The organism is Bradyrhizobium sp. UFLA06-24, from assembly GCF_054967145.1.
Window position 1 is genome coordinate 72,907 of the sequence record NZ_JADFUE010000028.1, and the last position, 14,098, is coordinate 87,004.

A 14,098-nucleotide genomic window follows, 5' to 3' on the forward strand; every position below is an offset into this window, starting at 1 on the left:
CTCGATTCAGCCACACGAACTATTTTTAGGCTGCTCCTCAAGAGCAGCCGGGCGCGCCCGCACCTGCATTTTCTCCTTTAAATAGAATATTTTTATCGTGTATACTTACAAGATTAGCCTGGATTTATTTGAAGAAAGCGATCATGTCGGAGAGGAATTATGGAAACAGCATTGTGGTTGTGGGGATATCAGGTCTCGGCCAAAACCGCGGTCATCTCGATTGCACTCTACATTTCGTTGAGCGTTCTGGTCATCTGGCTCTGGCCAAAGATCTCCGTGCCGTGGTCAAAGGCGATTGATCCAGGAACAAAGAAAGTCAGTCTCGCTAGTCTCACAAGCCTCATTGAAACTCGCGGAAAGGTGCGCGGATCCATCATTCAGGTGGTGGGTGGCATCACTGCCGTTCTGGCCTTCATTACTGCCATTCAACAACTCAACAGCAATGAAGATGCCTTCAGGGAAAAGAAAGCCGATCTGTTTGCGAAATCAGTCAAGGAGCTTTTGTCGACAGAGTCGAAGGCCGATGCTCGTGCTGAAGCGCTCCATGTCTTGTCTTATGTCGCGCGAAGCGACCGGACGTATCACCGAGCTGTTTACGACGCCGTCGCAGCTTTTCTGACCGACGGGGCGGAAGCAGCGTGCAGCAATTATCGCGATGAGAGTTTTCGGCGCGACAAGACCATACAACTCGCCATGCGGATTATCGGCGAAAGAAGAAAGGACGATGACCCGACGGGCAAGCGGCTGAATTTGGAAGGAGGCTGTTTTGTCGGGGTCGATGTTCTAGACGAATGGGGCGTCATTCAAGGCTTTGCCAAGGCTAGGCTTTCGGGGTCGAAAATGCTTCGGGCCGACTTCGGCAAAGCCGATCTCTCCTATGCGCACCTGATCGGCATCGAGGCGGGCGATTACCTCAACCCCCACTGGGATAAGACAATCGGCGATCACCTTCACAAGGGGGACGAGGGAGATAACAGGGAAGGCACCGATAACGGAGACGTGAGGCGGAAATTCGTCACTCACTTCATCGACGCAAACCTGGAAGGGGCGAACTTCAGCGATGCCGGGCTTCAGGGCGCCGATTTCTCCGGCGCCATATTAAAGGATGCTGATTTCGCGCGAGCGGTCATCTCCCGCACCAACTTTAAGGGTGCGCAGCAGCTGACTGCAAAGCAGCTTGAAACGGCGTGCGTCGGCGACGGTCACAAAACCAACGTGGCTCCAGAGGAACTCAAGTCTGAGCAGCCCTACTTTTCGCCGGCCCTTCGCAAGGAGATAGAGAAGAACGTCGTTCTGAAGGGAAACATCCCTTGGTGTAAGTGAAGAGCGTCAGGAAGCGCGACTAAAGTGCTTTGCTCAGCCGCCTATTGGAAACGGCGGGCCAAGGCTCGCCGTTTTCATCTTCATGGATGCCATTAGCTCAATTATCCAAGAAGCTCCGCAGCTTCCTCGACCGCGACAGATGCTTCAGCTTCCGCAGCGCTTTCGCGTCGATTTGGCGAATACGTTCCCGAGTGACCGAGAGTCTGTACGCACCGCGATAGGAAAAATGCACAATCACGAAGTTCGTGAGTTTCGCGTCGGGAGCGTCGTTGACACCTCCACTCTTGCCGCGACTGCGCCGGACTGCACCGTAGGCTTAACCGTTATTCGGGCGGTGGAACGTACGGCTGATAAACCTGAGCAGCAAATTGGTAGACCATAAATTCAGTCTTGTGTCGGATGACATCAAACGGACGAGCGAAGCGCTGATCGATAAATTGCTTGGTCGCGTAGTAGGTAAGAATATCAGCAACCTGAAGACCAAAATGTTCTTGGTCATTTACGAACGTTACCGTTGGCCAAGTAGGTAGCGTCGCATCTATCGACATCAACTCCATTAACCGATTTGCCTGCCTATTCTCGTTGAACCAGCGAACAACCGATTTGTTAGTGTCCGCGAATACCTTGATCGCGGGATTCCTTAAGATGTCACAAGCTCTCGTTGCGGCGCCACCGTAAGCAAAGAACTGCAAGTGCGATAATTCTAATTTCATTCGCGCATCGAGGATTTCTGCTTCGTTATCTGCACTTCGTAACGGAACGTGCATGACCTTGGGGGCCGTGGCACGGTCGACTCGTCCAAAGAAGAAGCGCACGTCAAGTAAAGCCAGCCGTTGGAGAAGAGCGAAACAAGCCCTCTCCACATCTGAGCGGGATGCGTGTTTGAAGGCCGACCTCGATCTAGTTGTATCGTGAAAAAGGACTTTGGCGTGCAAGGGATCAGAAGCAGAGCCCCTCAGGAACGCTTTTGTCTCTAGTACAATTCGATCGAGAAACGGCAAATGGCTATCTGCAATAGCGAACAACCCATATGACGCATGGGCGCTCGAAGAGCTCTCGTCTCCAAAAATAGAAATCATTATTCTTCGTTCTTCGATTCACGCTCCGGACAGAGCAATTAAGAACGAACGTAGCACATATCGTTCTCCTGCACCGTTTCTGATCAGCAGCGAAGCCAAAAGAAAGCGGCGGACCTGCGCCCGCCGCTCGCCACAATGAGTACCATACTCAAATCCAAGTCAGTTATCCAAGAAGCTCCGCAGCTTCCTCGACCTGCTCGGATGCTTCAGCTTCCGCAGCGCCTTGGCCTCGATCTGGCGGATACGCTCTCTCGTCACCGAGAACTGCTGGCCCACTTCTTCCAGCGTATGATCCGTATTCATGCCGATGCCGAAGCGCATGCGCAGGACGCGCTCTTCGCGCGGGGTGAGCGAGGCGAGCACGCGCGTGGTGGTTTCGCGCAGGTTGGACTGGATCGCGGCGTCGATGGGGAGGATCGCGTTCTTGTCCTCGATGAAATCGCCGAGATGCGAATCTTCTTCGTCGCCAACGGGCGTTTCGAGCGAGAGCGGCTCCTTGGCGATCTTGAGGACCTTGCGGACCTTCTCGAGCGGCATGCCGAGCTTTTCGGCGAGCTCTTCCGGGGTCGGCTCGCGGCCGATCTCGTTGAGCATCTGCCTGGACGTGCGCACGATCTTGTTGATCGTCTCGATCATGTGCACGGGGATGCGGATGGTGCGGGCCTGGTCGGCGATCGAGCGCGTGATCGCCTGCCGGATCCACCACGTCGCGTAGGTCGAGAACTTGTAGCCGCGGCGGTATTCGAACTTATCGACCGCCTTCATCAGGCCGATATTGCCTTCCTGGATCAGGTCGAGGAATTGCAGGCCGCGGTTGGTGTATTTCTTGGCGATCGAGATCACCAGACGAAGGTTGGCTTCCACCATCTCCTTCTTGGCCTGGCGTGCCTCGCGCTCGCCCTTCTGCACGGAGTGCACGATCTTGCGGAACTCGACGATCTCGAGGCCGGTCAACGCGGCGAGCTGATGCACCTCGTGACGGAGGTCCTTGATGCGGTCCTTCTCGTGGTGGACGAAGTTCTTCCAGCCCTTGGCGGACAGCTTCGAGACGCGGTTGAGCCAGCGCGGATCGAGCTCCGAGCCGGTGTAGTTGCGCAGGAAGTCTTCGCGCGCGACGCCGTGGCTGTCGGCGAGGCGCATCAGGCGGCCCTCATGCGAGACGAGGCGCTTGTTGATGTCGTAGAGCTGCTCGACGAGTGAATCGATACGCGCCTGGTTGAGGCGCAGCGACTTCACCTCGACGATGATCTCGTCCTTGAGCTTGCGGTACTTGCGCTCCTGGTGCGGCGACAGCGAGGGACCATGCGAGGTGCTCTCGAGCTGGTTCTGGATGTCCTGCTCCTGAAGCTTGCGCAGCTTCTTGTAGCTCTCGGCGATCTTGTCGAAGATCTCGACGACCTTCGGCTTGAGCTCGGCCTCGATCGCCGCGAGCGACATCTGGTTCTCGAACTCGTCGTCCTCGTCCATGTCGGCTTCGGCGGCGGCCTCGCCCGGATCCTTGTCCTCGCCACCACCGGCGGCGGCCGGCTGCGCGGCGCGGAACGGGGTCGGCGACGGCGGAGCTGCGGGCGGGGCGACATGCGCGGGCGCCGCCGCTGCGGCCGGCTGGCCGCCATCGGCCGCGGCTTCACCGTTCTCGCCGGCAGGACCTGCGATCATCGCAGTGTTCATGCCGCCCTTGGCCTCGGGGCCGGCATAGGTGGCTTCGAGATCGATGATGTCGCGGAGGAAGATCTTGCCTTCGTTGAGCTCGTCGCGCCAGATGATGATGGCCTGGAAGGTCAGCGGGCTTTCGCAGAGGCCCGCGATCATCGCCTCGCGGCCGGCCTCGATGCGCTTGGCGATGGCGATTTCGCCTTCGCGGGACAGCAGCTCGACCGTGCCCATCTCGCGCAGATACATGCGCACGGGATCGTCGGTGCGCTCGCCCGGCTCGCTCTTCTTGACCTCGGTGACGGCCTTCTGGGTGACCTCGACGAGCTCGTTATCGGTCTCGTCGTCGGCCTCGTCCTTCTCTTCCTCGCCTTCGCTATCGTCGGCTTCGGTGACGTTGATGCCCATGTCCGAGAGCATGGACATGATGTCCTCGATCTGCTCCGGGGAGGTCTGGTCGGACGGCAAAACTTCGTTGAGCTGATCGAAGGTCACGAAGCCGCGCTTCTTGGCCTGCTTGATCATCTTCTTCACTGCCGCGTCGGACAGATCGAGCAAGGGAGACGGCGCGTCCTGGGAGTCCTTCTCCGGGGCGTCCGCTGCCTTGTCGTCCTTTTCCTTGTCCTTCGCCTGCAGCGTCTTTGCCTTGGTGGCCATCCATTGCTCCTAAACGCGCTTCATGCGGGAGGCGCAGCGGCCTGCCAGCGTGAATCCACTTGAACCTGTTGTTCGACGCTCTCGCTTCGTCAGATCTCGACACGGAAAGGGCGGCGCGCACAATATCTCGCCACCCCGACCTTTCTCTCGCCGGATTTGCCTAACGCTTCGTGAGCCTCTTTGTCGCGGCGGATGCAGGTGAAGTGCCAACAGCTGTTGCGCGGATTCATTCCTGACGCGTCTGTTCTGCCTGCGGCCGCGGGGGCCAAAGTGCTACAAGACCGTTAAGCCTCGATTAACCCTGTTTTTGCCGCCAAACCTTGGATTTGGCGAGTCTTTTAGCGGTTCCGGCCACCGCCGTCCGCATGATTCTTTCATCACACGCTCTTCTGGAACCGGCCGGACAGCTCGCCAAAACCCTCGATCAGGGCCTCGGTGCCGTCGACTTCTCCTATCCGAGCCTTGACGTCACGCAGCCACGCCAAATTGGCCTCGCTGGGGTCCTCCCCCAAGGCCAGCTCGGCGTCTTTCAGCTCTCTAAGTAGTGAATGCCATTGCCGATGCAAGGCAACGAGCTGGTGCCAGGTGGCAAGAACGTCGTCCCGCGCCGCGCCCTCGCGGGCGCCCCACACCGCAGCAGTCGTGATGGCGCTCTCAACCCTTTGAAGAACCTGCGAAAACCCGCCCTTTTCGAGGTCGCCGCGCATCTTCTCCGCCTGCTCCTCGGGGTCCGGGGAGTGGTAATGATCGTTGACGAAGGCGCTGATAATGGCAGCCCGGAGCTTATGGGCCTCGGGATGGGCCAGCTCCAGGGCGGCGACCTCCTCGAGGTGATCATGCAGCAGCCAGGGGTGGTTGATCAGACATTGCAGGATCAGGGCCTCGCGGCGCGAAATAGCGCTCCGCTGCCCGCGCATGATCGGGCTCGCCGCCAGCTGCGGGCTCGCCGCCTGGTAGGGACCCGACGGTAGCGGGGTGGGGCCAGGCGGACCGCCGCGGCGGCCTCCCCCGAATGCTTGGCCGAATCCCTGGCCGAATCGATTCGCCTGAAAGCCGCGGGGCTGGAACGGGCGGCCGCCTCCTCCCTGGCCTTGGCGGAAATTGCCCCGGCCGCCAAAGCCACGCCCGCCGTCGGGCGAGAAGGTGCGCTGCAGCCGCTCGACGAAATCGTCGCGGTAGTAACGACGCACGACTTCGTCACGGATGCCGTTCGTGAGCTCCTTGATGCGCGCTTCCAGCGCGGCACGGCGCTCGGGGGTTGCGAAATTGCCGCCTTCGAGCTCGCGCGACCAGATCATGTCGGCGAGCGGCCGCGCCGCCGCGATCACCTCCTCGATCGCAGCCCGGCCACCTGAGCGCGCGAGATCGTCGGGGTCCTGCCCTTCCGGCAGCAGCGCAATGCGCAGGCTCTTGCCGGGGCTAAGAAAGGGCAGCGCGAGATCGGCGGCGCGATAGGCGGCCTTCTGTCCGGCGCGGTCGCCGTCGAAGCAGAGGATCGGCTCGTCCGCCATCTTCCAGAGCAGCGCGAGCTGGTTTTCGGTGAGCGCGGTGCCGAGCGGCGCCACGGTGCCGGAAAAGCCCGCTGTGACCATGGCAATGACGTCGACATAGCCTTCGACCACGATCAGCGCGCTGCCGTCATGGGCAGCTTTGCGCGCGGCCTGGTGATTGTAGAGATTGTCGCCCTTGTGGAAGAGCGGCGTCTCCGGCGAGTTCAGATATTTGGCCGGAACGTCCTTCTCCAGCGCACGTCCGCCGAAGGCGATGACGCGGCCGCGCAGATCCGTGATCGGAAACATCACGCGATCGCGGAAACGATCGTAGGGCACCGGGATGTCGTTGCCGGCGACCAGAAGACCGGTCTCGATCATGTCCTCGACGGAGACGCCGAGCTTGCCGAGATGCTCCTTCAGCGCGAAGCGCTCGGGCGGCGGCGGCGCATAGCCGAGGCGGAACTGCAATTGCGTCGCCGGCGAGATGGCGCGATCGGCAAGATAGCCGCGCGCCTTCGCGCCGACGCGCGAGGCCAGCGTCTCGGAGAAGAACTTGGCCGCGAGCTCCATGACGTCATGCAGGGTGCGGCGGCGCTGCTCGTGCCGCGCGGCATCCGGCGTCACCGCCGGCAGCGGCAGGCCGGCCATGCCGGCGAGCCGCTCGACCGCCTCCGCGAACGGCAGGCCGTCGGTCTCCATCACGAAGGTGATGATGTCGCCGTGCTTGCCGGAGGAGAAGTCGTGGTAAAAGCCCTTCTGGTCGTTGACGTAGAAGGACGGCGTCTTTTCTTGTTGAAACGGCGACAGCCCCTTCCACTCCCGCCCCGCCTTCTTCAGCTTGACGCGCTTGCCCACGACCTCGGAAACCGAAAGCCGGGCACGAAGCTCGTCGAGAAATTGGGGCGTGAAGCGCATGGCGTGGATGTAGCGCAATCCGGGGTGAGTCGGGCGAAGGATCAGGGATATAGGTGCGGCGGGGCCAGAAGTCAGGTTTGGGCGGGTTATCCTGACTATTCGACCTATGCACAGGGCGTTCTGTCATTCCGGGGCGCGCCAAAGGGGCGAGCCCGGAATCCATCGAGCCGCCGGTATGCTGGGAGAAATGGATTCCGGGCTCGCGCTTCGCGCGCCCCGGAATGACAGAGAGCTTGAACCCCGCCCGGTTCCACGCTTCGATAGGCCATGTTCAGGACCTTTCGGGGTGGCCAGAGCGGGGGCTGGCGCGTGACCTCGCTATCGCCTGTGACGGGCGAGCCCCTGCCCTTCATGCCGGCGCTGTCGGTGACCGACGGCGAGGCCGTCGCGCTGCCGCTGATCCCCTCGCGCAACGCCTGGCGGCTGGTCGGCTTGCCCAGCAATCTGCGCTACACCGAGCGACCCGAGAAGCAGCAGCTCGAGAGTGTGCAGGCCGGCCTCGGCCGGCTGGAGGCGACCAGCGCGGCGCTGATCCCGATCCGCAAGTCGCAGGCCTGGTGGGACCTGACCCAGGAGGAGCGGCGCAAGATCTTCGAAGACAAGTCGCACCACATCGCGAGCAGCCTTCGTTTCCTGCCCGCCATCGCGCGCCAGCTCTACCACTGCCGCGACCTCGGCGAGCCCTTCGATTTCCTGACCTGGTTCGAGTTCGCCCCTGCGCACGCCTCGCTGTTCGAGGAGCTGGTCGGCATGCTCCGGCGGACCGAGGAATGGAGCTATGTCGAGCGCGAAGTCGATTTGCGCGTGGTGAAGGAAGTGCTGTCGGCTTAAAGCGCGATGAGATCGCGCTTTAAGCTCTTATTTGAGCATGATCTTGTCGGAAAACCGCTGCGCACTTTTCCGGATCAGGCTTAATGCTCGAGAAAGCGGCCGGACTCGATGTGCGGCAGATCAGTCACCGGCCAGTTGTAGACATAGGTCCAGGCCGGCGACGTCGTGCCATCAGCGCCTGTCACGTCGATCAGCCGGCGCAGATATTCGGTCGGCTCCGGAAAGCCCTCGCCGCAGGCCTCGTACATGTCGAGCTCGCGCAGCAGCTCATCGCCTGCCCGCAAGCGGAACAGCTCGCCATGAACGAGGTCAGATGCGGCGTCCGACAGCAGCAATCCCGGATAATGCTTCACGAGGACGAGCCGGCCACGGCACGTCGCTTCGCCGAGGAAATCCGCATGCTGCGCCAAGAGCCGCGCCATCGGATGGTCGAAGCCGCGCATCAGGGTGCCGTAGACGAAGAGACGATCGAAGCTCATGTTGTCCTGACGTTGCGGCGCCGGTGCAATGGGGTTACTCCGTTTAGACAGATTATCGTTTGATAGGCAATCAGGATGGACCTGCACACGGCCGAGACGACCGATCACCTGCTTGGCGAGGGCGATGTTCCGCCAGTGCATGAGGTGAATGCGGAGGGCACATCGCCTTTCCTGCTCACGTCGGACCATTACGGCCGCGTCCTGCCGCGCGCACTCGGTGATCTCGGCATTCCCGAGAGCGAGCTGTCGCGGCACATCGGCTGGGACATCGGCATCGCCGGCGTCGCCGAGCGGATGGCGCAGATGCTGAACGCCCATCTGATCGCGCAGCGCTATTCGCGGCTCGTGATCGACTGCAACCGCCCGCCCGGCGTCGCGAGCTCGATCCCCGTGATCTCGGAGGCGACGAGGATCCCGCGCAACGAGGGCATTTCGGACGGCGAGCGCGCGCTAAGGCGGCGCGAGATCTTCGAGCCCTATCATCACCGCATCGACGCCGCGATCGACAGCCGCCTTCGCGCGAAGCGGCCGACGGTGCTGGTGGCGCTGCACAGCTTCACGCCGGTCTATGCCGGCGTCGCGCGGCCCTGGCACATCGGCGCGCTCTACAACCGCGACACCGTGCTGCCGAAGCTGCTGCTGAAACATCTGCGCAGCGAGAGCGATCTCGTCGTCGGCGACAACGAGCCCTATGCGGCGAGCGATCTCACCGACTACACCATCCCCGTGCACGGCGAGGCGCGCGGCCTCATCAATACCGGCATCGAGATCCGGCAGGACCTGATCGCCGATCAGTCCGGCCAGCAGCAATGGGCCGAGCGGCTGGCGCGGATTTTTGCGGAGATCGAGATCGAGCTGCGAGCGCAGCGGCTCGTCGACTAGCTGCGCCGCAGATCAGGGTTGAACCGGGAGCTCATTTCGCCCGGGTCAGCGCCAGCCAGATGCCGCCGCCGATCATGAAGCCGCCGGAGATGCGCGACATCAGGCGGGTGCGGCGCGCCGAGAAGAATTTTCGGGCGCGGCCGGCGGCGATCGCGTAGAGCGCGTCCGTCATCACGGCGGTGACCATGAAGGTGACGCCCAGCAGCGCCACTTGCGGAACGTGCGGCTGGTTCATGTCCATGAACTGCGGAATGAAGGCGCCGAAGAACACCAGCACCTTGGGGTTGGACAGCAGCACCAGGAAACCCTGGAGAAAGAATCCGCCGCGCGGCGGGGCCGGCGGCTCGTCGACCTTGACGCCTTCGATCGGTGCCCGGATCAGCTTGATGCCGAGCCACACCAGGTACGCCGCGCCGGCAAAGCGGACCCAGTCGAACCAGTAGCCCATGGTCGACATCAGCGAGGTCAGGCCGATCGCGACGATGCCGATGACGATGGCAAGGCCCGCTTGCGCGCCGGCGACGTTGGTCAGCGCCGCGCGCGTGCCGTGGCGAAGGCCGTTGGCGATGACGAGCGTGACGATGGGCCCCGGCAGCAGCGCGAGCGCAATGCAGGCGGCGACGAAGGCGAAATAGGCTTGCATGGACATCATGGCGAGGACTCGAAGCTCGAAGCGGTTCGCGGTCATTAATGCATGGCACTCACTTTCCGTCCAGCGCGGCCATCGCCCACGATTTGATGTCCAGCGTCTCCAGAAACGCGAGCGCCGCCTGCTGCATCGCGCCGGCATCGCCGCGCCCTTGTGCGGCCGCGACAAAGAGATCGCAGCGCCGGGACACGGCAATGCCGACCGCGGCGTGACCGGCGCCATCATATGTCGCGAGATTATAGGCCCGCGCGCGACCGTGCATCTCACCGACATGCACCAGCTCGCCCGGCGCAGTCGGCCTGAAGCGCGGGGTGATCAGGTCGATATCGGCGACGCGATCGACCTCGTCGTCATCGGCGACGCCGCTGTCGCAATTGCAGAAGCCACGCTTGGCGCGGAGATAGAGCGCGGCGCCGTCGCAGGCCCCGCCCTCACAGCGAAAGGCGCGGCCCGCAGGCCACCCGTCGCGCGGAAACGGCCAGGCGATCTCGCGCCAATGTGCCGAAACTGTCGCTGGCTGCGGCGCCAGCTGATATGCGCCGACGCCGGTCGCGCCGAGCGCGATCACCGCCGCCGCCGTTGTCGCCACGCGCCGCATCGTCAATTCTTCGGAAGGCCGGCCACGGCGCGCGCGGCCCCGGTCAGTTCGAGAATGTGCAAGCCGGTGTTGGCGCGATCGACGATGTAGATATAGCCGCGGTCGTCGGTCTCGACATTGTTGGTCTGGATCGCGACCTTGCAGCGCTCGCCGCCCTCGACCGGAATGCAGCGCTTGTCGGTCGCCGGCGTGATGGCAGGAATGAAATAGCCGACCTCCTTGGGATGATAGGGGTCGCGGATGTCGAGCGCGCGCACGCCGGCATTGAAGAAGGCGATGAAGGCCATCTTCCTGTAATAGACCGGCGCCATGCTCTCGTTCGAGGAATGCGAACCGAACCGGCCGCCGCGCTGGCAGAACTGCCCGCTTGCCTCGGGCACCGTGTAGCTCGAAATGATCATCGGCCGCGTCTCGGTGGTGACGTCCGCGAACCACACCATCTGCCGCGCCTCGCCGCATTCGTTCAGGATGGCCTCGTCGACGATCATGACGATGTCGCGCGTCTTGCCCTCCTTGTCCTCGGCGAACTCCGCCACGGGCATGTCGAGCATCGGAAAGGTGGTGTGCGCGCCGTTGAACGCCGACATCGGCAGCCGCGAGATTTCGGGAGAGCGCAGATTGTCCGGTGTCGGTTCCTTCGGCCCGTGCAGGAGCTTGTCGCGATCGACGATCTGCAGGATGCCGCCCTTGTTGGTGCCGTAGCCGAAATAGACGCGATTGCCATTGGGCCCCGTCGAGATCGGCCCGTGCAATTCGGTCGGCACCGCGCCGGTCGATCCCGGCTCCTGCCCGGGCAGGCCGAAGTCGCGGATCTTCTGCGGATGGGCGGGGTCGGACAGATCATAGACCTGCGTCATGCGCCGCGTGCGCCACTCCGGCGCACCCGAGACGAGATAGGCGATGCCGGTGTCGCATTCCCACCAGCTCTTGTGCGTGTCCTTCAAGCCGCCGAGGCGCGTGAGCAGCACGGGGTTTGCGGGATCGGCGACGTTCCAGATCTCATGCGCCTCGCTGCCGAAGGTGCGCAGCATGTAGACCGCGTTGGGATCGCCCTTCGGCACGGTCTTGCCGTCGCAGACCCGCACCATCTGCGCGCCGCCGGATTCGTATTTGCCCTCCTGCCCCGGCAGATGCTTGAGATATTTTGGATGCGCGGGATCAGTGACGTCGACGATCGAGGTCCCGTTCGGCTCCGCTTGCCCCGTCATCGGATTGACGGGAGCAGGCACATCATCGGTGCCGCCGTGATGGCCGATATAGGCGATCCAGCGGTCGCCCTGATGGTGGATGGTCGGCTGATAGGCACTGCGCGCCTGCAGATCGTTGCTGCCCACCAGCTTCATGTTGGACGCCTCGGGCGGCGCGCCGATCGTTTGCTTCTGGGCGTGAACGGAAGTGCTGCCGGCGAAAAGAATGAGGGCGGCAGCAGTCAGGACGCAACGGAACATCAAAGTCCTCCCGGAACCAATCTGCGTTGGCTGAGCGTCAAGGCTAGCACAGCCACTCCCACGCGCCCAAGACACCATCTTGACATGCAACCATTTGGTTGCCTATTATCGCTTTCATGGATGAGGTCTTCAAAGCGCTTGCCGATGCGTCGCGACGGTCGCTGCTGGACAGGCTTCACGCCAGGAACGGCCAAACACTCAACGAACTCTGCGAAGGCCTCGCGATGACGCGGCAGGCGGTGACCAAGCATCTGGTCATCCTGGAGGAGGCCAATCTGGTCACGACCATCAAGCATGGTCGCGAGAAGCTGCACTATCTCAACCCGGTGCCGATCCACCAGATCGGCGAGCGCTGGATCAGGAAATTCGAGCGCGGCAAGCTCGCCGCACTGAGCGAATTGAAACGACAGCTGGAGAAGCGTGATGAGTAAACCGCAATTCGTCTATGTCACCTACATCGAGACCACGCCGGAAAAGCTGTGGCAGGCGTTGACGTCGAGCGAATTCACCAGGCAATACTGGTTCGGCGCCGAGGTCCGCTCCGACTGGAAGGTCGGCTCGCCCTTCGCGCTCGCACTCGACGGGGAAGTGACCGACTCAGGCGAGATCCTGGAGGCTGATCCGCCGCGGCGCCTGTCCTACAGCTTCAAGCATCACAAATACGAGGAGCTACGCGGCGAACCGATCTCGCGCGTGGTCTTCACCATCGAACCGTTCGGCTCGCTCGTGCGTTTGACCGTGTTGCACGGCGGCTTTGTCGAGGGCGGCAAATATCTCGGCGCCGTCTCCAATGGCTGGCCGGCGATCCTGTCCGGACTCAAGAGCCTGTTGGAGCGCGGCCAGGTGCTCGCCATTCCGCGCACGGCGCTCAACAAGGGGTTCGACGCAAAATGAAGCTCGATCAGTTCAGGCCGCTCACGGTCTACACCATCTACATTGCCTCGACGCCGGAGAAGGTCTGGGAAGCGCTGACCTCGGCGGAGTTCAGCAGGCGATATTTCTTCGGCAATGCCGTCGAGGTCGAGCCCCGGCTGGGCGGCGCCTTCGCCGTTCGTACGCCCGACGGCGCATTGCACATCAGCGGAGAAGTGCTCGCCTACGATCCGCCGCGCAAGCTCGCGGTGACCTTCAACGTCAACTGGCCGGAATTGATCGAGAAGCTGGGCCCGACCCTCGTCACCTACGACATCGAGCCGGTCGGCGATGCTGTCAGGCTCACGATGAGCGAAGGCCACGACCGCGAGCTCAGCGACGATATCCTGTCCGGCGGGCGCTCGGGCTGGCCCGCGATCCTCTCGAGCCTCAAGAGCGTGCTGGAAACCGGCAAGCCACTCGCCGTCAGGCTCGGACCGCCGCAGCGCATGCTGGACGCGCTGAAGGCCATGGGCATCAAGACGCCGTAGGTGCACTGGTCATTCCGGGACGCGCGAAGCGCGGGCCCGGAATCCATCGCGCAGCAGAGTTGGCGGATCAATGGATTCCGGGTTCGCCCTTCGGCGCCCCGGAATGACGACTATGCCGGCAGTATCGTAGGGTGGGCAATGGCGCAACGCGCCGTGCCCACGTCTTCGCATCCGATAGAAAGGCGTCGGCACGCTTCGCTTTTGCCCACCCTGCGGCACTACGGCAGCGGCACCACCAGCCGCCGGTAAAGATGCCACGTCGCGTGCCCGAGCACCGGTAGCGTCACGATCAGCCCGAGGAAATAGGGCAGCGCCGAGACGATCAGCAGCATCACGATCACCGCGGCCCAGCAGATCATCGGCAGCGGGCTGGTCACCACGGCGCGCACGCTCGTCACCATCGCCGTGACGAAATCGACCTCGCGGTCGAGCAGCAGCGGAAACGACACTACGGTCAGCGAGAACAAGATCAGCGACAACACGGCGCCAACCGCGTTGCCGATGGCGAGGAACATCAGCCCCTCATTGGTCGTCAGCACCACCGTGATGAATTCCTGCAGGCTCGAGAAGGAGGCGTGCAGGCCGAGCAGCAGGGCGATCAACAGCCGCACCTGATACATCCAGATCACGAAGACGAACAGCGTGACGAAGGCCATCCAGCCGATCTCGCTGCGGGAGCGTATCGCAG

Annotated in this window: 14 protein-coding genes and 1 pseudogene; 6 read left to right on the forward strand and 9 right to left on the reverse strand. The window is 62.5% G+C overall.

Going from position 1 to position 14,098, the window contains the following annotated elements; all coding sequences use genetic code 11:
• The first annotated feature begins 159 nt into the window (after positions 1-159).
• Positions 160-1,323, forward strand: a complete 1,164-nt coding sequence (locus IF809_RS22435) for a pentapeptide repeat-containing protein (protein WP_462838550.1) — start codon at positions 160-162, stop codon at positions 1,321-1,323.
• Between the two features lie 97 nt (positions 1,324-1,420).
• On the opposite strand, the pseudogene IF809_RS22440 reads toward IF809_RS22435, so the two are convergent.
• From IF809_RS22440 to dnaG, 4 genes and pseudogenes are all read right to left on the reverse strand, one after another.
• Positions 1,421-1,528 (reverse strand): annotated as a pseudogene (locus IF809_RS22440) (sigma factor-like helix-turn-helix DNA-binding protein); the annotation flags it as partial.
• A gap of 118 nt (positions 1,529-1,646) precedes the next feature.
• A complete protein-coding gene (locus IF809_RS22445; RefSeq protein WP_462838551.1) occupies positions 1,647-2,402 on the reverse strand; it encodes a DUF3800 domain-containing protein in 756 nt (251 codons plus the stop codon).
• Positions 2,403-2,561: 159 nt separating this feature from the next.
• Entirely contained in the window at positions 2,562-4,712 is a 2,151-nt protein-coding gene (gene rpoD, locus IF809_RS22450) for an RNA polymerase sigma factor RpoD (RefSeq protein ID WP_462838552.1), read from the reverse strand.
• Positions 4,713-5,089: 377 nt separating this feature from the next.
• A complete protein-coding gene (gene dnaG / locus IF809_RS22455; RefSeq protein ID WP_462838561.1) occupies positions 5,090-7,120 on the reverse strand; it encodes a DNA primase in 2,031 nt (676 codons plus the stop codon).
• 267 nt (positions 7,121-7,387) lie between these two features.
• Between dnaG and IF809_RS22460 the strand changes: the two genes are divergently transcribed.
• Positions 7,388-7,951 (forward strand): chlorite dismutase family protein, encoded by a 564-nt coding sequence (locus IF809_RS22460; RefSeq protein ID WP_462838553.1) that lies wholly within the window; start codon positions 7,388-7,390, stop codon positions 7,949-7,951.
• 80 nt (positions 7,952-8,031) lie between these two features.
• Here the strand turns inward: IF809_RS22460 and IF809_RS22465 are convergent, their stop codons facing one another.
• Positions 8,032-8,430, reverse strand: a complete 399-nt coding sequence (locus IF809_RS22465) for a gamma-glutamylcyclotransferase family protein (RefSeq protein WP_128968269.1) — start codon at positions 8,428-8,430, stop codon at positions 8,032-8,034.
• A 75-nt stretch (positions 8,431-8,505) separates the two neighbouring features.
• On the opposite strand from IF809_RS22465, the gene IF809_RS22470 reads away from it, so the two are divergent.
• Positions 8,506-9,312 (forward strand): N-formylglutamate amidohydrolase, encoded by an 807-nt coding sequence (locus IF809_RS22470; RefSeq protein WP_462838554.1) that lies wholly within the window; start codon positions 8,506-8,508, stop codon positions 9,310-9,312.
• A gap of 31 nt (positions 9,313-9,343) precedes the next feature.
• On the opposite strand, the gene IF809_RS22475 is transcribed toward IF809_RS22470, so the two are convergent.
• From IF809_RS22475 to IF809_RS22485, 3 genes are read right to left on the reverse strand one after another with little or no spacing between them, the layout of a single operon-like run.
• Positions 9,344-9,964 (reverse strand): LysE family translocator, encoded by a 621-nt coding sequence (locus IF809_RS22475; RefSeq protein WP_188637449.1) that lies wholly within the window; start codon positions 9,962-9,964, stop codon positions 9,344-9,346.
• Positions 9,965-10,013: 49 nt separating this feature from the next.
• Positions 10,014-10,559, reverse strand: a complete 546-nt coding sequence (locus IF809_RS22480; RefSeq protein WP_462838555.1) for a hypothetical protein — start codon at positions 10,557-10,559, stop codon at positions 10,014-10,016.
• Positions 10,560-10,561: 2 nt separating this feature from the next.
• Positions 10,562-12,007 (reverse strand): LVIVD repeat-containing protein, encoded by a 1,446-nt coding sequence (locus IF809_RS22485; RefSeq protein WP_462838556.1) that lies wholly within the window; start codon positions 12,005-12,007, stop codon positions 10,562-10,564.
• Between the two features lie 116 nt (positions 12,008-12,123).
• Between IF809_RS22485 and IF809_RS22490 the strand changes: the two genes are divergently transcribed.
• The 3 genes from IF809_RS22490 to IF809_RS22500 are packed head-to-tail and all read left to right on the forward strand — an operon-like array spanning position 12,124 to position 13,410.
• Complete coding sequence (locus tag IF809_RS22490; protein ID WP_128968273.1) at positions 12,124-12,438, forward strand: ArsR/SmtB family transcription factor; 315 nt, start codon at positions 12,124-12,126, stop codon at positions 12,436-12,438.
• On the forward strand, positions 12,431-12,901 hold the full coding sequence (locus IF809_RS22495; RefSeq protein ID WP_462838557.1) for an SRPBCC family protein: 471 nt from the start codon (positions 12,431-12,433) through the stop codon (positions 12,899-12,901). Before IF809_RS22490 ends, IF809_RS22495 begins: the two co-directional genes overlap by 8 nt.
• A complete protein-coding gene (locus tag IF809_RS22500) occupies positions 12,898-13,410 on the forward strand; it encodes an SRPBCC family protein (protein WP_128968275.1) in 513 nt (170 codons plus the stop codon). The genes IF809_RS22495 and IF809_RS22500 overlap by 4 nt, the downstream gene beginning before the upstream one ends.
• Before the next feature lie 218 nt (positions 13,411-13,628).
• Here IF809_RS22500 and IF809_RS22505 read toward each other — a convergent pair.
• The coding region (locus IF809_RS22505; protein WP_462838558.1) for a DUF2189 domain-containing protein at positions 13,629-14,098 on the reverse strand (470 nt) is incomplete at its 5' end.